Genomic DNA, 21,412 nt, shown 5'->3' with positions numbered 1-21,412 from the left:
GGACATGGGCAAAGCAATCAGCACAAACATCGTGGTTCGACCAACCGAACCCTACGACCATCAAGGACTGTATGACTTATACAGACAACCTGAAGTCTATCGTCAGACGCTTGCTTTGCCTAGTCAGTCCTTACATAGTTGGGAGAAGCGGCTATCTGACATCCCAAGCCATGTGCATTCATTCGTGGCACTGTTTGATAATGATGACGAATATCGCATCATGGGTAATGCTGCCTTGACCATCGAGACCGCCGTGCGTCGCCGTCATGCAGGCTCCATCGTCATCGCCGTAAGCACAGACAGTCACGGACAAGGCATCGGCACGATGCTGATGCAGACCATCGTTGATTTGGCGGATAATTGGCTTGGCTTATCCCGACTGGAATTACAAGTTTATACCGATAACACGCCTGCGATTACTTTGTATGAAAAATTTGGCTTTATCAACGAAGGCACACTACGAAACTACGCCTATCGTGATGGCAAGCTGTGCGATTTATATATGATGGCAAGAACCAAAAATCCATCAGACACCAATTGAAAAGAGAATCACTATGACCAATCAAGCTCCACTTATCGACGGCTATGAAGTCGTCATCGGTATTGAAATTCACTGCCAATTAAACACCGAAAGTAAAATTTTCTCAAACGCACCGACAGCTTTTGGTAGCGATGCCAATACCCAAGCAACCATCGTTGATTTGGGTTTTCCGGGTGCATTGCCTGTGCTAAACGAAGGCGTGATTGAGCGAGCCTTAAAATTTGGCTTGGGTGTTAATGCCGAGCTTGGACTTTATAATACCTTTGATCGCAAGAACTATTTTTATCCTGATTTGCCAAAAGGCTACCAAACCACACAGATGGCAAATCCAATCGTTGGTAAAGGATATATTGACATTCTTGTTAATGCTGGTGAAAAAAACGAATACAGCAAACGCATCGGCATCACCCGTGCCCACCTAGAAGAAGATGCAGGCAAATCAGTGCATGATGCTGTGCCACAGATGACAGGGGTGGATCTGAACCGTGCTGGCACACCATTGATTGAAATCGTCTCCGAGCCTGATATGCGTTCGGTTGCTGAAGCGGTCGCCTATGTCAAAACCATTCACGAATTAGTAACTTGGCTTGGTATCAGTGATGCCATCATGGCAGAGGGCTCATTCCGTGCCGATATCAATGTCTCGGTGCATAAGCCAAACACGCCATTTGGCACACGCTGTGAACTAAAAAATCTCAACTCATTCCGCTTTATTGAGCGTGCAATCAAGGCAGAAATCGAACGCCAAATTGACATCATCGAAGATGGCGGTAAGGTTGAACAAGCCACACGCCTGTATGACCCTGAGCGTGATGAAACTCGTGCCATGCGAACCAAAGAAGAAGCGAACGATTACCGCTATTTCCCCTGCCCTGACTTGCTGCCTGTTATCATCAGCGATGAAACTTTGGCAAAAATCAAAGCCGAAATGCCAGAGCTGCCTAGCGTACGCAAAGAGCGTTTTGTCAATGAGTTTGGTCTGACCAGTTATGATGCCGCCGTGCTAAATGGCAGCCGTGCATTGTCGGATTATTTTGAAAAACTGGTGGCCATTGTTGGCAAAACGCATGCCAAAATCTGTGCCAACTGGGTGATGGGTGAGCTGCTTGGTTCATTAAACAAAAACGAGCTAAGCATTGACAAATCACCCATCAACGCCGAACGCCTTGCAGGGCTAATCGCACGCATTTTGGACAATACCATCAGCGGTAAAATTGCCAAAGAAGTGTTTGGCTACCTATGGGAATCTGACAAAACCGCCGATGAAATCATCAACGAAAAAGGGCTAAAACAAGAAACCGACACAGGTGCCATCGAAGCAATCATCAAACAGGTGCTTGCCGATAACGAAAAAATGGTCGAAGAGTACAAGTCTGGCAAAGAAAAAGCCTTTAACGGCTTGGTCGGTCAAGTCATGAAAGCCAGTCGTGGCAAGGCAAATCCTGCCCAAGTCAATGAACTGCTAAAACAGCTGATTGGTTGATGATGACAAACAAGCCCTGAATGAAAATTTGGGGCTTGTTGCTAAATATCGGAATAATAAATGCACAAAACCAAACCGTTTATTTTTAAATTCATTTGGTTGATTTTCATCAATGTATTGATTATCATTCAAATTAGCTTTGCTTATTAAATCATAAAATTCCCATGTGCCTTTTATGATTTTAGCAAATTCAACAAACTGCTATTTTTGGGTAAATTTATCATCTCCAACAAATCCACCCAAAAATCAGCCCATTTGTCATAACAAATCACGCTAATCTATCAATGAATTACACCCATACACCCACAGCTACAACAAATTTTCTACAAAACACTTGTAAAATCCCAAAAATCCGCTACAATATAAGCCTATCGGAATGTAGCGCAGCTTGGTAGCGCACTTGCATGGGGTGCAAGGGGTCGTAGGTTCAAATCCTATCATTCCGACCAGTTCATTTAATAAAGGGTGTTGTATAAACAACGCCCTTTTTGTTGGTTTGTGCTTTATTGTATAGTCTGCCAGCTGTGTACAAAGCCAATTAACGATACACAATTCGTCCGCCTCTACCCATCTTGGCAATCGATTTTCGCCAGTCGTTCAGATTTTGTTTGATATGAGTATTTGTCAGCTTGTCAATCGTGCAGATGGCGACCGACATCGGCTGGCTATTTATTCTGCTCAAGAATATAATTAACCGCCGCATAGACCTGTGCTTCGCTGACATCGCCTGTGGCTTGTGCAGGCATTTTATTAAATCCCTGTGCCGAATGCTGCTGCAAAGTCTCTAGGCCTTTTTCTGACAGGCGTTTTTGCCAGTCGGCTTTGGCAGATAACTTGGGTGCATCAAGCAGTCCTGCATCATGACAGACTTTGCAGGTTTTGTCATACAACGCTCGCCCCTCTTCCAGCGATGCCGCCACTACCGCTGCTTTTGGCTCTGACGGCTCGGGTGCCTGCACCGCTTCTTGTTGTGTATCTTTATCGGTGGCTTCCTGCTGTGCCGACTGTGTATCGCTACTTTGTTCATTGTTGTTTTGTTCGCCAGCCGCCTCGCGGCTTACAGGCTGGCTGCTTTGATTGTTGCTGGCAGTTTTGGCTGGTGGCTCATCACCACAAGCAACAACCATCATTGGTAGACATAATAACAAAACCCATCGCATGATTGACATTGCATTTCTCCAAAATCGTGTGGCGACAGCTACACGCTCCATGATTGGCTAATTTTCACCCACTTAATCTGACATTCCAAGTGGCTATATGGTTATTGTAGCACACTGTATGTCAAAGTACAGTATTTTATTCATTTTAAATGAATGTTTTATAACTTGGCAATAAATAGGAGTTTACCTCCACCAATCTTATGAATATGGCACAAATTACCACATCAGCAGCCCGATGGTCTTGGTAGCATGATTATTTTGCTCAAATTACAAAAAACCAATAAAAAAGCCATGATTATGAAGTAAAATATGAACATCTTAATAACCATATCGGTTATTGCAATTTATCTTATCATTGAATTTAGGAGTTATTATGAAAGCCATCGCATTTGCCATTGTTGCCGCTGTTGCTCTAACTGGCTGTAACGCCATGACCGCTACCGCTGACAAAATCATGGACAAAAAAAGCAATTTTTCATTGGTTGAAAGCACCAGCTATCCTATCGGCGAAGGCCCAAACTACAACGCCGACACCAAACGCGAGGCTGCATTGGTTGATATGAAAGCCACCCAAGCTGTCAATGGTCAGTACCCAACTGCCGCCAGCACCGCCCCTGTACTTGATGAACAAACTCAGCAAGTTATCCAAAAATACACAAATGGTAACTGATTATTAATGTTTACCAGCAGGCAATTTTGCCTGCTTTTTCTTGGGCAAATCTCTGATTATGCACATTTAACCGCCCTTGATGGGTTTGGCATCATGCCCTTTTGCTGTTAAAGACAGCGGCTCTTTTTCTCCGTAAGCCGCCCTACCCAGTCCCAAATAAAGCTTATAACAATCGATGAATTTATAATGCCAGCTTCGCTTACTGTGATTGACAGTGCCTATTGAATACCAAACCGCCAAAAAAATCCCCTACCGATGGCAGAGGATTTTCAAATTAGTATTTGCGAGTATGACGCACTTGCTCACGATATACTTTTTTCTTGTAGCGTTTTACAGCGGCGGCTTTTTTGCGTTTACGCTCTTGGGTTGGCTTTTCAAAAAATTCTTTTTTGCGAACATCAGCCAATACGCCTGCTTTTTCGCACGCACGCTTAAAACGGCGGATTGCGATATCAACTGGTTCGTTTTCTTTAACCTTAACTAAAGGCATAGGAGACTCCATAATAAGACAGGTTGCATCGATCTGACTGTATTATCTCTTATAAGCTCTGCTGTCTTGGGGCAGGCATCAGCTCAGATCGGAAATACGCCAATGGCAAGCCATCAGCAACGAATTCCAAACGGAAAAATAAAGCCAAATTATATATCAAAAATCCAAAAAAAACAAGACCTGATATGCGATCAGGCCTTGTTTTTTGGCAATGGGATTATTTGCCTTCATTGAAGTTCTGATAATCCTTGCCTTGCTGAATCTCTTGCAGGCCTTCGGCGGTGCGTGCATACACCTGAACCAAAACCTCCACACGGCGGTTTGGTTGTAGACACTTGATTTGTGTATCGCGAGGTGCGTTAATATCACAAACCACATCTGGCAGAGGTTGCAATTCGCCTGCACCAGCAGCGGTGATGGTTGCAGCATTAATACCCTTACTTACCAAGTAACCACGCACCGTTTGGGCACGGCGTTCTGACAATAGCTGGTTGTACTCTTCGGTGCCATAACGGTCAGTATGACCAACCAACTGGATACGGCTATCGCCACGGCTTTGCCATTCGAGCAATTTCACCGCCAATTCATCAAGTTTGGCACGCCCTGCTGGCAACATATCTTCTAGCTTGTATTTGTCAAACTTGAACAAAGCATCAGCCTCTAGCGTGATGCGTTCATTAACCAGCATAACAGGGGCTGGGGCTGGTGGCTGATTAATAATGACTGTGCTGCCTGCTTGTGGTGGACGGGCATATTCTGCACAATCAGCTGGCAACCAATAAAACTCTTGACCACGGAATTTTTCGTCAAAAATAACCTTATATTGGCATACTTTGACGCTGTCATCTGCTTGGTAGAACTTTAGGATATAGTCCCATTCACGAGCACGATTTGACTCGTTAAAATGTGGGCGACCAATCAGCTGGTACAGCTCATCTTTGGCAACACCTGGACGAATTTTTGATAAATTTTCACGATTTGGGAATTGACCATCTTTTTGCCATGCTTTGTTTAGCTCTGGAAAATAAATGTCCTCAGCGGCAATCGTACCTTGATTTGAGATATTTTGGCTGACTTGCTTGGTTCCCATACAACCTGTGATGGCAAGCACTGACAGTGCCAAAACACCCATGCTAAATTTTTTCATAATATTTACCTATTGGTTTATGCCAAGTTTGGCAATAATTTCATCAATAATTTGGGAAATTCCGCACCCTTTGGCACGGAATTTCGTTTTGGACATTGGCTTAGAAGTGGAAGCCTGCACCAACTGCACCACCAGCATTGCCTTGTGTATCGGCAGAGCCTTGTACTTTCAGTACCCAGCGACCGTTATCAGACAGTTTCGAGAAACCGACTGCAACTGCACCTTGACCGTTGTAGCTGGCGATACCACCTGTCAGCATTGACTTGCCCGGTAGGTATGCTTGTGGCAGAGCTGCCATCGCCATCGCTGACGACACACCTGCGTTAGCATCATTTGCCACATCGCCGATGCGGTTGTTGATGGCTTGAGCAGCACCTTGCAACTGGCTCATATTCACCGCATCAGTTGCATTCACACCTGAAGCAACATTGGTGATACGAGTCGGCGTCTGGACTGTGCCAACGCTTAGCTCAGTAGTGCCATCTTGGGCAACACTGCTTGTTAATGCCACTTGGTTTGTACCAGTGCCGACATTAACTGTGTTTGCAGTTACGCTATCAACCTTCACATCTTTGTTCAACTGAACAGTCAGCTTGTTTGAACCATCAGCAACTACATTAATATTACCTTGAGCTGACTTAAAGGTCTTAGCCGCTTCTTTATCTACGCCTTCACCTTCGATGGTAACTAGGCTGTTTAGCTTATGACGGTTTAGGGTGTCAGAGTTGTTGCCTGTGAAGATTAGACCATCGTTTAGGTTAGCCACTTCTTGAGTAACTGTCTTCGTTGGATCTTGTGGATCTTTGGTCTCATAGACTAGGCGGGTTACACCGTCTTTGCCTGGTAGACCATTTGCACCATTGGTACCATCAACACCTTGAGCACCGTCAGCACCTTTTAGGGTTAGACCGTTTTCACCGTCTTTACCGTTTAGACCGATAGAGCCGTCTTTGCCGTTGATAACAACTGCAGAACCGTCTTTACCATTAACACCGATGGTGCCGTCTTTACCGTCTTTGCCTGGCTCGCCTTTTTCACCCACTTGGATAGTATTGTTCAAACCAAAGCGGATTTCGTTGTCAGCAACGGTGGTAACAATGTTCTTATCTGGGTCAGTGAATTTCACTGTTTGACCAAGATGAACATTGTCTTCGGTTTCATTGTTGTCCAGTGCAGAATTATCCGCAGTGATGTTAAAGCCTTTTTCGGTTAGGTCTTTGTTTAGGTTATCAGAAGCTGATTTCAGATCACCTACATTCACCACATTGTTAAGCACATCACCTGTTGCATTGGCAAGTGTAACAACATTGCCCTTGTCGTCTTTTAGACCACTATCCACATTTTGGATTTGGATAGGTGATACCGTGTCGCCATCCACAGAGCCAACTTTTAAGTTGTTGCCATTGCTAACCAACATTGGACCATTGTTGATGATCAGACCGTCTTTGGTTAGAGCGGTTTCGCCAATTCTCAATGAACCATCTTTGGTCAAATCAACATCTTTGTTTAGACCGTAAGTGATGTTTGCACCATCACGGCTAACATTTAGGTTGTCTTTAGCTTTAAAGGTAACAGTGTCAGCAGGGTTGATTAGCTCAGTACCTGCTGTGCCGTCAGCTGCTAGTTTCCAACCAGAGTTGTTGATCGCTTTTGCTACATCACCCGCCGTTACTAGGCTAGATGGTGTGGTTGCTGTTGAGCTACCATCAGTATTTGTGGTGATATCGCTGGTAACCGCTGCAATGTTGCCGTTGCCATCAACTTTCACGGTTGTGCCGTCAGTTTTGGCAGCAACAGTGTAAGTGGTTGAGCCATCTTTGTTAGTTTCTGGGGTAACAGTAACACCTTTATCACCTTCAACTTTGGTGGTTGCAGCAGCTTGAGCAGCTTTTAGCTGTGATACATTGACTGCATCATTGTCTGCTTCACCAGCTTTTAGGTTGGTGATTTTCACAGGTTCGCCACTGTTGATGTCGCCTAGCTTGAAGTTACCTTGGTTGTCGTGTGTGATGGCAGGACCACCGTTAATCACGATACCATCTGGGGTCATTGCGGTGTTGCCAGTAGAGATACCGTTGGTATTTACAACTGTATCGCCGATAGTCAATGAACCAGTATCAGTTAGGTTGACATCTTTATTCAAGCTAACATTGAAATTCTTACCCTTAGTAGAATTCAACTTATCTTGAGTAACGGTGATATTGCTATCGCCATCAACGCTTTCTTCTTTGGCAAGCTGTTCTTTGGCTTCAGCAGACAAATCAAGCTCATATTCGGTAACTTCTGCACTACCTTCTTTCACGGCAGTTTTCGCATTCACCGTTACTTTATCAGTCGCTGAAGTTACTTTGGCTGAAGTGTCTTTGGCATTGACGGTGTAAATGGTTTGCTTGTCATCACCTTCTACCGAAGTAACGGTTACATTTTCACCTGCTTTCACTTCAGTCTTCGCCGCAGCTGCTGCGGTTTTTAGCTGATCTTCGGTGGCTGCTTGACCTGTAGTGATATTGTCAGGGTTCCAAGTGGTATTGGTTAGACCACCAACAGTGCCTTTGTTGCCATCAATGGTAACAGGGTTATTACCGCCAACTTTTAGGCTGTTGCCATCTAGCTTGGTATCGCCAATGGTTAGTGAGCCATCTTTAGTCAAATCAACATCTTTATTCAAGCTAACATTGAAATTCTTACCCTTAGTAGAATTCAACTTATCTTGAGTAACGGTGATATTGCTATCGCCATCAACGCTTTCTTCTTTGGCAAGCTGATCTTTGGTCTCTTGAGAAAGATCGATCACATAATCACGCGTTTTGTTAGTGTCATTGCTTGCGGCATCTGTTGCGGTAACCGTAAGAGCAGTTGAACCAGCAGTTGCTTTGGTAAGATTGGCACAGCTAACCAAATCCAATCCTTGTGATAATCCGTACAAAAACGCCCCTGCATAGTTATCGCCTGCACCGTTGGTGTCGATGACTTGGGCGACAGGCTGGCTGGCAACTTGGTGGCTCTCAATGCCACGCTCGCCACGGCAGGCAATGGTGGTAGGCTTGTCTGAATTGGTGATGACGACCAGCTCGCTGTATTTTAATAAGGCATTGACAGGGTCAGCGGCACCATCAGCTTCGGCGAACAAGTTTGCTTCCTCAAAATTACAAAACACCGCATCAACACCACGCTCAAGCATGGCAAGCAAACCATCTTTGGCAAATTTTACCACAGCAGGGTCGGCAAAACTGACGGCGATTTTTGCTCCTGCTTGACGAGCCTGTTTGTGCAACTCTGCCAAGGCTGGCATGACAGAGGGCGACATTGCCAGATAGCCCTCCAGATACAGCCATTTGGCTTGGGCAAGGGTGTCAAATTTGACATTTTCAGCACTGATTTGGCTGCTGGTGCCAAGATGGGTTTGCATGGTGCGTTCGCCATCTGGGCTAACCAATACAGCACAAGAGCCTGTAATGCCATCAACGCTGACTGCAAAATCAGCATCGGTTGCCACGCCAGCATTTGCCAAATCTGCCAAATAAAAATCACCCATATCATCACCACCGACACGGCAGTTATAAAATGCCGAACCGCCCAATGATGCAAAGGCAAACATACTGTTGGCTGCCGAGCCACCGCCTGCTTGTTTGGCTGGCGTGATGCCTTGCTTGCTTAAGGTGGCAAACAACGCAGCTTGGGCATCGGCATCAGCAAGCGTCATGTTGCCACGCACAAGGTTGGTGGCAGCAAGTGCAGCATCAGACAGGGTAAATTCGGTATCAACTAGGGCATTGCCGATGGCAACTACATCATACATGGGCGTTCTCTTTTGTTTGGCTTAGCGGATTTGGCTAAGCGGTTAAGGGGCTGGCGAATAGTGGCAGGCGTGCAACAAAGGTAATTGATGTATGCCAAAAGGTTGCCACTGTGTGATTTATTTTGTACAAATTATAACCAAATCTGCTGGGTTTGATTGCTTGCAAATTTGCTGTATTAATCAAATCGTTAATCGCTTGTTAGCTGCACAACCAACAAATCGCTGTCAATATTTGGCAAGACATTGTCAGCGGTTGCTCCTGTAATCCAAGCTGACAAGCCTGTGCGTTTGTGGCGACCGATTACCAACAAGTCCACCGAATGTGCTTGGCAATAATCGACAATGCCTTTGCTGCTTGAGATGGCGGTGCTGATTTTTATGTGATCTGTGGGTAGCTGATTGCGAGTTAGTATGGCAGCAAGTCTTTCTTTGGCAAGTTTGTGGCGTTCATCATCAGCCTGATTATTCAGTGCTGCGGCAGGAATCAGCTCATAGCCAAAGCCAATTACCACAGTTTCTTCAACAATGTGCAGTACCGACAACTGGGCATCAGGATTGGTTTGTAAAATCCATTTGGCTTTTTGGGCGACCAAATCGGTATCGTCTTTTAGGTCGGTTACGAGCAAAATATGCTGATACATCGTCCACTCCTTGTTTGATTTGTAAGATTGCTGTTTTGGTCATTATAACAAATTTTTATCGTCAAGTCAGAACTTTTGCTTTGTTATGCCTTGTGGTTATTTACTAATTCAATTTTTTTGCTTTTGTTTATAAGCCTGTCCAATTAACATAGTAAACAATTAATTGGGCAACCATTTGCCAACCACCCGAACAATTAGAGGGATTTATTATGACGACTCAACTTCAATGCCAACCCATCAAAGACAGTATCGGTGCCATCATCACAGGCGTGGATCTTAATGAGCTAAACGATGAGATTTTGGCGGATATTAAGCAGGCTTTGCTTAAGCATCAGGTGATATTTTTTCGCAACCAAAACCTGCAAACGCCATCACAGGTAGCTCTTGCCAAATCATTTGGCAGCTTGCACATTCATCCTGTATTTCCAACCATTGACGGCATACCAGAGGTCATCGTGCTAGACAGCCATGAGACTGATTTGCGTGATAATGAGCTGTGGCATACTGATGTTACTTTTAGCAAAACGCCACCTTTGGGCTGCGTGCTGCGTGCGGTAAAAATCCCTCCAACAGGCGGTGATACTTTTTGGGCATCAGGTACGGCGGCATTTGCTGCTTTGCCAAGCGATATTCAAGAAAAAATCAAGCCATTGACAGCAATGCATGACATTCGCCTGTCATTTCCAAAAGAGCGATTTGGCGGTGTGAGCGAAGAAGAACGCCAAAAATTGGAAGAAATTTATCGCAAAAATCCACCAGTATCTCACCCAGTGGTACGCACGCACCCAGAGACGGGCGAGCCGATTTTGTTTGTCAGCGAAGGATTTACCTCGCATATTAATGAGCTGCCCGAAGATGAAGGCAAAAAACTGCTGGATTTTTTGACCCAGCACGCCACCAAAGAAGAATTTCATCTGCGTTGGCAGTGGCAAGAGGGCGATGTGGCGATTTGGGACAATCGTTGCACGCAGCACAAGGCATTGTTTGACTATGGCGATGCCCATCGCATCATGCACCGAGCGACCATTAATGGTGATGAGCCGTATTTTGCGGCGTGATTTTGCCACATTTTGCTTGATTGCTTGTGGTCAAAGTTAAATTTGCTTTTGCCACACAAGCCATCGGTTGGTGGACAATCGATGGTTTTTTATTGGCTATTGACCAATTTTATAACAAACTGCCGCCAAGTCAGCAGTGTCGCTGATGGTAGCCACAGACTATGATAGGGAATGATTATGCAACGATCACAAAAGTCAGCACAGACCTTGCAACAAAATCTAAAAATCAGCTGGGTATATGCCATGGCAGTCGGCTCGGCAGTCGGCTGGGGGGCGTTTGTTTTGCCGTATGAGTGGCTGTCTTCGTCAGGGCTGTGGGCAGTTATCACAGGCTTTGTGATTGGTACGATGCTGATTGCGGTGATTGGGCTAAATTACGGCTATGCCACGCGTGCCTTGCCAGTAACAGGTGGTGGCATCGCTTTTGCTTTGGCAAGATTTGGGCGAGTGCATGGGTTTATTGCAGGTTGGTCGCTCATGCTGGGCTATGTCAGTATCGTGTCGCTCAATGCCTCTGCTGTGCCATTGGTCTTGCGGCTGATTGTGCCAGAGGTGATGATGCAGTTGCCACTGTACAGTGTATCAGGCTGGGTGATATACGCTCCAGAGGTGGCAGTTTCTTCGTTGTTTTTGTTGGCATTTGCTTATTTGAATGTCAAAAATACCGCTTTGTCAGGCTGGGTGCAGTTTATGGCGGTGGTATTGATGTTGTTGTCAGTGGCGGTGATTTTGTTTGGCACGACCAGCCATTATGTTAATTTTGGTGATACGCTGGCATTGACCACGCCACAAGGGGTAAATTTTTGGGCGGCGGTTGCGACCATTGTTGCCTTTGCACCGTGGGCGTATGTGGGCTTTGATGGCATTCCGCAGGTGGCGGGCGAATTTTTCTTTGATGCCAAAAAAATCACCAAGCTGATTTTGGCAAGTATTTTTAGTGCAGGTTTTTTGTACATTGCGTTGATTGTGGCGGCAAGTTTTGCACTGGGCGGTGATTTGACGAAATTTGCAGGCAATTCGTGGGAAATTGGCTCGGCGATTGCACAGGTTATGGGCAAATTTGGTCTGTCGCTGATGGTGCTGGCGGTGGCTGCAGGGGTTTTGACGGGGCTAAATGGCTTTTATGTTGCAGCAAGCCGCGTGGTCTTGACCATGGGCAAAAGCCAAATGTTGCCAAATGCTGCCGCCAAGCTACATGAGCGTTATCGCACACCACATTTGGCGATTTATGCGATTATGGCGGTGTGCTTGATTAGCCCTTGGTTTGGGCGAGCGGCATTGCTGTGGATTGTTGATATGGCAAGTGTGGGCATTGCGATTACCTTCTTTTATGTGTGTGCCTGCTCGCACAAATTGGCCACCACAGGTGAGATATTTGGCATGAAAAGACAACAGCCAAATCAAGTACAAGCATGGATTGGCGTACTGGGCATGGCGATTGCACTGGGGTTTTTATTATTGCTATTTGTGCCGCAGTCGGCTGCTTTTTTAAGTTTGCCTGCACGCATTGCATTGAGCGTATGGGCGGTGGTTGGCGTGCTGTTTTATTTCTTCAAAAGACGCGATATTTTCAGCTTGTCTGATGAGGCATTAAGGCAGGTTTTATTTGCCAAGATTTTATAAAAAACAATGCCAGTTCATCAGACTGGCATTGTTTTTTGGGCTGATTTATTTGTTATAATACAAACTGATGTTAATAATATTAATCATCATCAAGCAATCAATCGGCGTGCAATGATGGCTCATTGGCTGTTTTTGGTGGTGTGCTGCCATCGTACACTTTGCCGATGAGAGCATGATTATCATCATCTATGCTAAGCAAATAAACGGCACAGTTGTTTGGATAAAGATGGCGTTTATAACTGGCAAAACTTGCCTTGTCTTGCACTTTGGCATCATCTTGGTGCATCAGTTGCCAAATCAACATACTAATCCAAATGCCATGACCAAACATCACATAAGTGCCATCAGCCATTTGCTCAAAGTGTTGTCGGGCGGCCTGCACCCGCTTGACAAAATCATCAAAGCTGTCGGTATTTTCGCCATCTCGGTAATGGTTGTCTTGTTGCCAAAATTTTTCTGCCAATGCACCAATTTCGGCAAAAGACAGCGAAGCAATATTCTCAAAAGCAAGCATATCAAGCTCTTGTAGGCATGGCAGGACGCTTGGTATAAGGTCTGTTTTGGTCAGATATGGCTGGGCGGTCTGCTGGGTGCGTAGATAGGGCGAGACAAAGACGGCATCAACATCTTGTATCGTGGTATGTAGCCACTGTGCCAGATGCCACGCTTGCACAGAACCAAGACGGCTAAGGGGAATGGTCTCATTGGGATATACGGTAGTGCCTGCATTGGCTTCGCTTTGTCCGTGGCGGATTAGATAGATTTTTTTCATATCAGCGTCTGCATTTGTCTGGTGAAATTGTGCTAAAATATTGCACCAATTTGGATTGATTATAGTAAATTTGTGATAATCATTCAAGGCTGTGCGAGCTGGTGTACGGCTTGTTGGTTTATCCACAAGAATAATGGAAAGATTATGACGACATTGCATACAAGTTTTCAACTGTTAGACACGCAGTCCATTGAAGCATTGGGCATTACAGTATTAACTTCACGCCATCGCACCACAGGGGCAATGCACTATCATTTGGCTTGTGATAACAGCGAAAATGCCCTGATGATTGGCTTTGCAACCCAGCCGATGAGTTCGCGTGGCGAGGCACATATCCTAGAGCATGTGGTGCTGTGTGGCTCACAAAAATACCCTGTCAGAGATCCATTTTTTAGCATGGTGAAACGCTCGCTAAATACCTTTATGAATGCCATGACAGCAAGCGATTGGACAGTGTACCCATTTGCCACGCAGAACAAAAAGGATTTTTTTAATTTATTGTCAGTGTACACGGATGCGGTGTTTTTTCCCAACATTCATCCGCTGGATTTTGCCCAAGAGGGTATCCGTGTTGAGCTGGACGATGAGGGCAAGCCACATTATCATGGCATTGTGTTTAATGAAATGAAAGGGGCGATGAGTGGCGAGATAGATCAGTTGTATTATGCACTGGCATCGCAATTATTTCGGCACACCACTTATCATTATAATTCTGGCGGCGATCCTGCTGATATTATCAAGCTGACCTATGAGGATTTGGTGGCGTTTCATCAAAAGCATTATCACCCAAGCAATGCCATCATCATGAGCTTTGGCGATATTGATGTTGCTGAGATTCAGGCGAGATTGCACGATGAGGCACTGGCTCGTTTTGATGGGGTGAATTATCCAGAAAAAGGCAGGCGGCTGCACTCTGTTGCCGAGATGCGGCGTGATGAACCGCTGGCGGTGTATGACACTTATAGCAGCGACAGTGAGGGCGAGCAAATGACCCATCATGTGTTGGCGTGGCTATTGCCAACCATCACTGACCCAAAATTACGCCTGTCTTTGCGATTGATGGAAGGGGTGCTGATTGAGCATAGTGGTTCGCCGCTGCGTGCTTATCTTGAGAGTCATACGCTTGGCACCGCTCCTAGTCCATTGTTGGGCTTGGACGACAGTCATTATCAGATGGTGTTTTATGCAGGGCTTCGTGGCTCTGATGCCAAGTATGCTGACGAGGTTGAGCAGGGGATTTTGGCATTATTGCAACAAGTGGCAGACAATCCGATTGCCGATGAGGTGATTGAGACGGTGCTGCACCAGATTGAGCTTGATCAAAGACACATCGGCGGCGATAGTATGCCGTATGGATTGACCTTAATGCTGGAGGGCTTTAGCACAGCGATTCATGGTGGCAATCCTGTTGATGTGTGGCAAATTGACGAGCATTTGACTTGGCTAAAACAGCAAGCCAAACAGCCAAACTGGGTGCAGAATCTGATTTATACGCATTTGCTTAACAATCAGCATCGTGTACGCCTAACCATGACCCCTGATGACAAAAAGGCAGCCAGATTGATCGAAGCTGAGCAGGCGACACTGGACGAGTTGTATCATCGCCTAAGTGATGAAGATAAGCAGGTAATCAATCGCCAAACGAGCGACCTTAGACAGCGACAAGCCACACCAGATGATATCAATCTGTTGCCCAAAGTAGGACTTGATGATGTGCCAAGCGAGGTGGCGTTTACACAAGGCAGCCACACAATGCTACAGGCAGATGGGGTGAGTTATCCTGTGCATTTGTACCATGCAGGCACCAATGGCTTGTATTATTATCAGGTGATTATACCGCTACAAGGTAAGATTGCTGAACGGCTGCTTAACGACCCATTGCTGCCACTGTATTTATTTTTGTTATCTGAGCTTGGCACGGTGCAGTACGATGCACGCAGTTTTCAGGCGGTGCAGGCATCACAATCATCAGGGGTAACAGCACGCATCAGTCAGCGAACCGATTTGTATAATGCTGATGATTTGAGCAGTTATTTTGTGCTGGCGACACGGGCGTTAAACAGCAAGCCATCAGCGATTGGCTTGGTCAATGAGGTGCTAAACGAGACCATATTTAGCGAAACGGATCGCATCAAGGAGCTGCTGCAACAAAAACAAAGCGGCTGGCAATCACGACTTGCAGGTGCAGGTCATGCTTATGCCATGCAAACAGCCTCACGCAACCTAAGTCGCCAAGCTGCCATTGAGTACGCCTATTCAGGATTGCCTGCTTTGGCGGCATTAAAGGAGTTTTTGGCACAGGCTTTGCAGGATAATTCTCTGTGGCAGCAGTTGTCAGACAGACTGGCACAGCTGCATCAATGCCTGATTAATCTGCCCAAGCAGGTATTGCTGGTGTGTGAAGAGCAAGCAAGCGATGGACTGCTTAATGAGATTGCCAAGCAATTATCTGCCAAGCCAGCTGCCATGCCACAGTCGGAGCATAGGCTTATTTTTGATGACTTGACTCAATTATTGACAAAAAAAGACAGTGAAGATATCGCATGGCTTATCTCAACCAATGTCTATCACAATGCCGCCGCCTATGCCGCCACAACTGCTGCCGATGAGGACACGCCAGCGTTGATGGTGCTGGCACCGTTTTTACGCAATGGCTATCTGCACGGTGCGATTCGTGAGCAGGGCGGTGCTTATGGTGGCGGTGCAAGTTTTGACAGCAATGCAGCGGCGTTTCGTTTCTATAGTTATCGCGACCCGCATTGTGCCGAGACTTTTGAGCATTTTAAGAGCAGTATTGATTGGCTGCTTGACAATGAGCATGACAATGAACAGCTGACCGAGGCGATTTTGGGCATTATTTCTGGTATGGACAAGCCAGCCTCGCCAGCAGGTGAAGCGGTCAAATCCTGCCTAAGTCAGCTGCACCAAAGAGACAAAGCATGGCAACAGCAGCTGCGTGCAAAAATTCTGGCAGTCAACATTGATGATTTAAAGCGTGTGGCAAGAAAATACCTAAAAAATCAGCCACATACCCGTGCCGTGCTGGCACCTATGGGGCAAGAGGAGGCTCTGGGCAAGCTTGGCTTTGCCATCAAAAAACTTGGCTAATGACTATTCTACTCAAGTGTGCAATCAACAGACATGAGTCTTGTCGTGATTGCCATTTGGGGTTGGTGTGTAGGGTGTGAATGACGCTGATGGCTGCGGTATTTGTCGCTCTTTCTCAGCCACGCATGGCGATACTTTCGGCACAGACATAGCCACTTGCCCAGCTCCATGCAAAATTATAACCGCCCAGCCAGCCTGTAACATCAAGCACTTCGCCGATGAAATATAGGTTCGGTTGCAGGCGAGATTCCATGGTTTTGCCAGAGACTTGGCGAGTGTCCACCCCGCCTTTGGTAACTTCGGCAACACGGTAGCCCTCTGTGCCGCTTGGTTTGATGTGCCATGCGTTCAAAGTATTGCCAAGTTGGCGAAGCGTGTCATTTTTTAGATTGGCAAGCTCGGTATCTTTGTGTTGTTGCCATAGGTGGTTTTCGAGTGCGGCGATGAGCTTTTTTGGCAAAATGCCAGCAAGGGCGGTACGCAGCAGTTGTTTGGGCTGTTTGGTTTTTTGCTTTAGCAAATATTCACCAGCATCAAGCGTTGGTAGCAGGTTGATGGTGATTATCTCGCCCAGTTGCCAATGGTTTGACAGTTGCAACATGGCAGGCCCCGACAGTCCTCGATGGGTAAATAGCATCGGCAACTGAAAACTTGCCCGATTGTTATAAGCAATGACATCGATACTAAGCCCTGATAGGGATTTTATCATCTCGCCCAATTTATCAGTAAAAGTAAATGGCACAAGCCCTGCACTGGTGGGGATAATCGTATGGCCAAACTGTGTGGCAACTTGGTAGCCAAATCCTGTCGCCCCCAGCGTGGGGATTGACAATCCACCTGTGGCAATGACCAAGGATTTGGCGGCAATGCTGGCAGAGCGGTTGTCTTTTTTGTGCTTGGTGCGAATCACAAAGCCTGAATCGCTTGGGATAATTTGTTCAATGGCAGTGTTAAGCGCGATGGTGGCTTTTGCAGCCTGACACTCATCAAGCAGCATTTTGACAATATCTTTGGCACTGTCATCACAAAACAGCTGCCCATGCTCACGCTCATGATAGCCGATACGATGGCGTTCAACGAGTGCAATAAAATCCTCACTGCCGTAGCGAGAGAGAGCGGATTTGACAAAATGTGGATTTTGGCTGACAAAATGATGCGTCTGCACCTGACGGTTGATAAAATTGCAACGACCACCGCCTGACATGAGGATTTTTTTGCCTGCTTTGTTGGCATGATCAAGCACCAGCACCGATTTGCCAAAATTTGCCAAATGAAAAGCACAAAACAGCCCTGACGCTCCTGCACCGATGATGAGTGTATCAACTTGTTCCACAAAATGCCCGCTTGATTGTTGTATGATTGCCTGCTTGATTGCTCGTGATGTTTGTATTTTTTGTGCCGTCTATGGTAGCATTTTTTTGCTACAAAAGCACGCCGCCAGCACCATTATTAAGTAAAATTGATGGCAAAATTTGCCAAAATTGGGTATTATAAAGTAAATTTTTGTGAGTAGAGTTCATGAGCTTGGATTTGCAAACGCACAAGGGCAAGGCTTCGGTATTTAATTTGCCCAATAACCTAACCATTGCACGCATCGTGATGATTCCGTTGTTTGTGGCGGTTGCTTATTGGCCACCTGCACTGGGTATTGGCGTTCCTGCAATTCCTGATAATGCCATCGCTCGCCTTGGTATGCTTGAGTACAGCAACAGTATGCTGCGGCATTTTGCCTTGACGCTGATTTTTGTGTTGGCGGCACTGACGGATTGGCTTGATGGTTATTTGGCACGCCGCATGAATATCACTTCGGCATTTGGTCGATTCTTAGACCCTGTGGCGGATAAATTGATGGTGGCAGCGGCGTTGATTGTGCTTGTGCAGTGGCACCCAAATATCGTGATGGCGACCTGTGCCATTGTCATCATCTCACGAGAGATTGCGGTATCGGCACTGCGAGAATGGATGGCGGAGCTGGGTGCACGCACCAGTGTTGCGGTGTCTTATGTTGGTAAATTAAAAACAACTTTTCAGATGATTGCCATCACGGTTTTGTTGCTCAATTGGCAGTCGCTTGAGATGGTAGGCTATGTCTTGATGGTAATTGCGGTGGTATTGACTCTGTGGTCAATGATGATATACCTAAAGGCGGCTTGGCCGTATCTGAAGCAGCCCTAAGCACTCGCCGATGGCAAGAAGTTAATAGTTAAATTGCACCACTTGACTACCAATTCAGAGCATTCAAGACAGCACGCTGTGTCAAAATATCCACTACCAAAGCAGACAGCATAGCAACCAGCATGGAGATAGGGCTGGTGATTTGGTTTGCTCGTGCTTGATTTGGCTGATTGTTAATTCTGCGTAAATCTTCGCCAAATATCACACGCTACCCACGCAGGGCCGATGAGCAAAAATTGCAAATCCTCCAAAAAAGACGGCTTTGCCCCTTCAATTTTATGCCCAATAAATTGACCAATCCATGCAACCACAAAGACAGCAACCCAAAACCAAATATCAACCGCCAAAAAATGCACAATCGCCCAACAAATTGCCATAAATGCTGCCATCAAGGCAAACAGACCCAGCGACAACCGTGCATAAAACCACAACACGCCAACAGCAACGATGGCAAAGACATAGGGGCTAATGGCGTATAACAATGCCACAATGCACAAAAAAATCACAGGAACGCACAGCCAATGAATGCGTTTGTTGGTGGGGTTTTGGTGGCTTGTGGCATATTCGCTAAGCCAAGTTTGCAGTGGCTTTTGACTGACAAATAATGACATGACAACACTCCATTTGCTTGCCCAGTTTTGTCAAACTATAGCGAAATTTTTGTAACTTTGCAAGAGCTGGCGGCTTATGAATTATTCGCCAGTTGCTCGCTGCGATACCAACCATACAGACCAACAAAGGCATTGACTTGGTAGATGACTGTCTGAATGGCAAAAATGGTATTGCCTGTCATCAGATTGACAATGAGCCATACGGCATTGACAATAATCCAAAGCCACCAGTTAAACGAATACCGCAAAATCATCGCTGTCTGGGCGGTGATTGACAGGACAAATGCCAGCACATTAATCCAAAAAAAATCAACCATGCCCAAAAAACGACTGCCATCATCGGCAATGACACCAAAGCCCATCTCGGCAAGTTTGGCATTAACCAGTGGAAACAACGCCAAGCCAATGCCGATAAATGCCACAGTAACAAGCCAAATGTATTTGTTGGCGGTTTTTGGTATCATCTCGCCATCGGCATTGGTGTGATAAGACCAATAGCGAACACCGTATAAATGAGTAAAAAAGTTAAACAAGGGGGCGAGCATCAGCCCGACAGCACCAGCGGTGGCTTGGACGACAATCTCACCTGCGGTAGCGAGCATTCCAAGCCCGTTGCCAGCGATGTTTTTGCGAAAACTTAGCCCAACCACGCACAGCAGTCCAATGATTGAGACCAGCAAATAAAAAGTATCCAATGCCGTCTGCTGAGTGGTTGTCCAAAAGCCAATAAACAACGCCACCACGCCTGCCATGAACCAGATGATTACCCATACTGCTTGCCAGTCATGCTTGCCAAATCCTGTGATGTTATCCAAAATATCAATTTTCATCATACGATCCCAAGGTTGAAACCAGCAAGCCTTTGATACATTACCAAATCTGTATCATGCAAGCCGATATGAATAAAAATAGCTGCTGATTGTGCAGTTAATCCATGCCAGTTTTGGCTAAAATTTTGCCAAGATTTGACGGTCAATCCATGCCACTGCCTGCAAATAACGCTGGCGATAGTCAGGATTGTCAATGCTATGATAATCAATGCGATAGCGTGCCAAAATCTCAAGCAGTTTTTGGGCGAACTGACTGCGTGCTGCACCGCCAAGCCTACGCATGCCATCGGCAACCCAAGCGACATTATTATCCAAATACAGCGTAAAATCCATGCGATAATCCAGTGCCAGACTTGCCACCACAGGGTTGCTGGCGTTTTCGTAAGTTTCACAAAATGCCTGCGTTGTCGCAAAGTCAGTATCAATAAGCGTAATGGCGGCTGTGGCATTGTGGCAGGCGTGTTCGATGGCTTTGGCGTGATGAATGGCGATGGGTGTATAATCGCTGTATTGCAGGGCAAGCTCACTGCCACCCAAGTGCGAATGCGTGTACAGTCGCCCCATCTCAAGGGCAACACTTGCCCCATAGTGATTGGCAAGTTTGTGCACCAAAGTGGTCTTGCCTGAGCTTTCACCTCCGACAATGCAGACGGTCTGGGTATAAAAATAACGACAGGCTGGCGAGAGCTTGGCAAAATGGCTAAGCGGCTGCGTGGCGATTGGTAGGTTATCTACAATGGTGCTGGGCAGCTGGGCAAGATTTGCCGTGCTGGCATTTGTGGTATCAGTGGGCAGATTGCCTTGCTTGGCTTTGGTGATGATGACGACATCGCTGGTATCTAGCTGCAAGGCTTGACACAGTGCTGGCAATTCTGCGGGTGGCGTGTGTGCTGTTTGATAATCAAAATTACAAAGATTGTTTAGCTTGTCAAGACCAAGACTTGCTGTGGTATGCACACGAACAAAGCCAAACTGCTGACAGGCATTTTGTACCCAGCGTGCCACATCGGCAAGGGTAGGGCAGCGACCGCTGGGCAGGGGATTGGCTTTTGGTGGCGTGATGATGATGTGCAGCGTCGTTGCCATTTGGGCGGCATGGTTAATGTCCTGCATATGCCCCAAGTGCAGCGGTGCAAAATCACCAATCAAAAGTGCGTGTTGTGCTTGTGTCATGTCGTCCCTGCTGGTAAGTTTTGTTGGTTGTTTGTGTGGTTTTGTAGTGCTTGGTAATTTTGTGCAAACAGCTCTTGTAATTTGTCAAGAGCGTAACCATCATTGATTCATCGGAGCAAATTGCCAACTTG

At 46.2% G+C, this 21,412-nt stretch carries 19 protein-coding genes and 1 tRNA gene; 8 read left to right on the top strand and 12 right to left on the bottom strand.

Features of this window, described 5'->3' with window-relative positions:
* Positions 1 to 4 precede the first annotated feature (4 nt).
* The 3 genes from BW928_RS07550 (at position 5) to BW928_RS07540 (ending at position 2,473) form a co-directional block, all read left to right on the top strand.
* A complete protein-coding gene (locus BW928_RS07550) occupies positions 5 to 541 on the top strand; it encodes a GNAT family N-acetyltransferase (protein ID WP_076555631.1) in 537 nt (178 codons plus the stop codon).
* A 13-nt stretch (positions 542 to 554) separates the two neighbouring features.
* On the top strand, positions 555 to 2,024 hold the full coding sequence (gene gatB, locus BW928_RS07545) for an Asp-tRNA(Asn)/Glu-tRNA(Gln) amidotransferase subunit GatB (protein WP_076555630.1): 1,470 nt from the start codon (positions 555 to 557) through the stop codon (positions 2,022 to 2,024).
* A 372-nt stretch (positions 2,025 to 2,396) separates the two neighbouring features.
* A tRNA-Pro gene (locus tag BW928_RS07540) sits at positions 2,397 to 2,473 on the top strand.
* Positions 2,474 to 2,689: 216 nt separating this feature from the next.
* On the opposite strand, the gene BW928_RS07535 is transcribed toward BW928_RS07540, so the two are convergent.
* The gene (locus BW928_RS07535; RefSeq protein ID WP_076555629.1) at positions 2,690 to 3,193 is read right to left on the bottom strand and encodes a c-type cytochrome; all 504 of its coding nucleotides are present in this window, start codon (positions 3,191 to 3,193) and stop codon (positions 2,690 to 2,692) included.
* Positions 3,194 to 3,557: 364 nt separating this feature from the next.
* Between BW928_RS07535 and BW928_RS07530 the strand changes: the two genes are divergently transcribed.
* The gene (locus tag BW928_RS07530) at positions 3,558 to 3,854 is read left to right on the top strand and encodes a hypothetical protein (protein WP_076555628.1); all 297 of its coding nucleotides are present in this window, start codon (positions 3,558 to 3,560) and stop codon (positions 3,852 to 3,854) included.
* A gap of 66 nt (positions 3,855 to 3,920) precedes the next feature.
* Here the strand turns inward: BW928_RS07530 and BW928_RS11670 are convergent, their stop codons facing one another.
* The 5 genes from BW928_RS11670 to BW928_RS07495 form a co-directional block, all read right to left on the bottom strand.
* Positions 3,921 to 4,094, bottom strand: coding sequence for a hypothetical protein (locus BW928_RS11670; protein WP_158078433.1), 174 nt, complete (start codon positions 4,092 to 4,094; stop codon positions 3,921 to 3,923).
* A gap of 34 nt (positions 4,095 to 4,128) precedes the next feature.
* Entirely contained in the window at positions 4,129 to 4,344 is a 216-nt protein-coding gene (gene rpsU, locus BW928_RS07525; RefSeq protein WP_076555627.1) for a 30S ribosomal protein S21, read from the bottom strand.
* Between the two features lie 217 nt (positions 4,345 to 4,561).
* On the bottom strand, positions 4,562 to 5,491 hold the full coding sequence (locus tag BW928_RS07520; RefSeq protein WP_076555626.1) for an OmpA family protein: 930 nt from the start codon (positions 5,489 to 5,491) through the stop codon (positions 4,562 to 4,564).
* Between the two features lie 100 nt (positions 5,492 to 5,591).
* The gene (locus tag BW928_RS11320) at positions 5,592 to 9,290 is read right to left on the bottom strand and encodes a PfkB family carbohydrate kinase (protein WP_083647176.1); all 3,699 of its coding nucleotides are present in this window, start codon (positions 9,288 to 9,290) and stop codon (positions 5,592 to 5,594) included.
* A 188-nt stretch (positions 9,291 to 9,478) separates the two neighbouring features.
* Positions 9,479 to 9,931, bottom strand: coding sequence for a universal stress protein (locus tag BW928_RS07495; protein WP_076555625.1), 453 nt, complete (start codon positions 9,929 to 9,931; stop codon positions 9,479 to 9,481).
* A gap of 209 nt (positions 9,932 to 10,140) precedes the next feature.
* Between BW928_RS07495 and tauD the strand changes: the two genes are divergently transcribed.
* Both tauD and BW928_RS07485 read left to right on the top strand, forming a co-directional pair.
* Positions 10,141 to 10,989, top strand: a complete 849-nt coding sequence (gene tauD, locus BW928_RS07490) for a taurine dioxygenase (protein ID WP_076555624.1) — start codon at positions 10,141 to 10,143, stop codon at positions 10,987 to 10,989.
* A gap of 177 nt (positions 10,990 to 11,166) precedes the next feature.
* Positions 11,167 to 12,612: an APC family permease gene (locus BW928_RS07485; protein WP_076555623.1), complete on the top strand. Its 1,446-nt coding sequence runs from the start codon at positions 11,167 to 11,169 to the stop codon at positions 12,610 to 12,612.
* Between the two features lie 97 nt (positions 12,613 to 12,709).
* Here the strand turns inward: BW928_RS07485 and BW928_RS07480 are convergent, their stop codons facing one another.
* Entirely contained in the window at positions 12,710 to 13,384 is a 675-nt protein-coding gene (locus BW928_RS07480; RefSeq protein ID WP_158078430.1) for a histidine phosphatase family protein, read from the bottom strand.
* 144 nt (positions 13,385 to 13,528) lie between these two features.
* On the opposite strand from BW928_RS07480, the gene BW928_RS07475 reads away from it, so the two are divergent.
* Positions 13,529 to 16,492, top strand: coding sequence for an insulinase family protein (locus tag BW928_RS07475; RefSeq protein ID WP_076555621.1), 2,964 nt, complete (start codon positions 13,529 to 13,531; stop codon positions 16,490 to 16,492).
* A gap of 115 nt (positions 16,493 to 16,607) precedes the next feature.
* Here BW928_RS07475 and BW928_RS07470 read toward each other — a convergent pair whose 3' ends face one another.
* Positions 16,608 to 17,825, bottom strand: coding sequence for a BaiN/RdsA family NAD(P)/FAD-dependent oxidoreductase (locus tag BW928_RS07470; RefSeq protein WP_076555620.1), 1,218 nt, complete (start codon positions 17,823 to 17,825; stop codon positions 16,608 to 16,610).
* Positions 17,826 to 18,010: 185 nt separating this feature from the next.
* Between BW928_RS07470 and pgsA the strand changes: the two genes are divergently transcribed.
* Positions 18,011 to 18,667 carry a CDP-diacylglycerol--glycerol-3-phosphate 3-phosphatidyltransferase gene (pgsA, locus tag BW928_RS07465; RefSeq protein ID WP_076555619.1) on the top strand — a complete coding sequence of 219 codons (657 nt, stop codon included), beginning with the start codon at positions 18,011 to 18,013 and terminating at the stop codon, positions 18,665 to 18,667.
* A 46-nt stretch (positions 18,668 to 18,713) separates the two neighbouring features.
* On the opposite strand, the gene BW928_RS11665 is transcribed toward pgsA, so the two are convergent.
* The 4 genes from BW928_RS11665 to nadR form a co-directional block, all read right to left on the bottom strand.
* Positions 18,714 to 18,872: a hypothetical protein gene (locus tag BW928_RS11665; RefSeq protein ID WP_158078431.1), complete on the bottom strand. Its 159-nt coding sequence runs from the start codon at positions 18,870 to 18,872 to the stop codon at positions 18,714 to 18,716.
* A complete protein-coding gene (locus tag BW928_RS07460; RefSeq protein ID WP_076555618.1) occupies positions 18,841 to 19,278 on the bottom strand; it encodes an Mpo1 family 2-hydroxy fatty acid dioxygenase in 438 nt (145 codons plus the stop codon). The genes BW928_RS11665 and BW928_RS07460 overlap by 32 nt, the downstream gene beginning before the upstream one ends.
* A gap of 74 nt (positions 19,279 to 19,352) precedes the next feature.
* Complete coding sequence (gene pnuC / locus BW928_RS07455; RefSeq protein WP_076555617.1) at positions 19,353 to 20,108, bottom strand: nicotinamide riboside transporter PnuC; 756 nt, start codon at positions 20,106 to 20,108, stop codon at positions 19,353 to 19,355.
* Positions 20,109 to 20,225: 117 nt separating this feature from the next.
* On the bottom strand, positions 20,226 to 21,362 hold the full coding sequence (gene nadR, locus BW928_RS07450; RefSeq protein WP_076555616.1) for a multifunctional transcriptional regulator/nicotinamide-nucleotide adenylyltransferase/ribosylnicotinamide kinase NadR: 1,137 nt from the start codon (positions 21,360 to 21,362) through the stop codon (positions 20,226 to 20,228).
* Positions 21,363 to 21,412 lie beyond the last annotated feature (50 nt).

The organism is Moraxella cuniculi DSM 21768 (genome assembly GCF_900156515.1).
GTDB classification, from domain to species: Bacteria; Pseudomonadota; Gammaproteobacteria; order Pseudomonadales; family Moraxellaceae; genus Moraxella; species Moraxella cuniculi.
The sequence above is the reverse complement of the archived record's forward strand: the minus strand, read 5'-3'. Positions and strand labels throughout refer to the sequence as shown.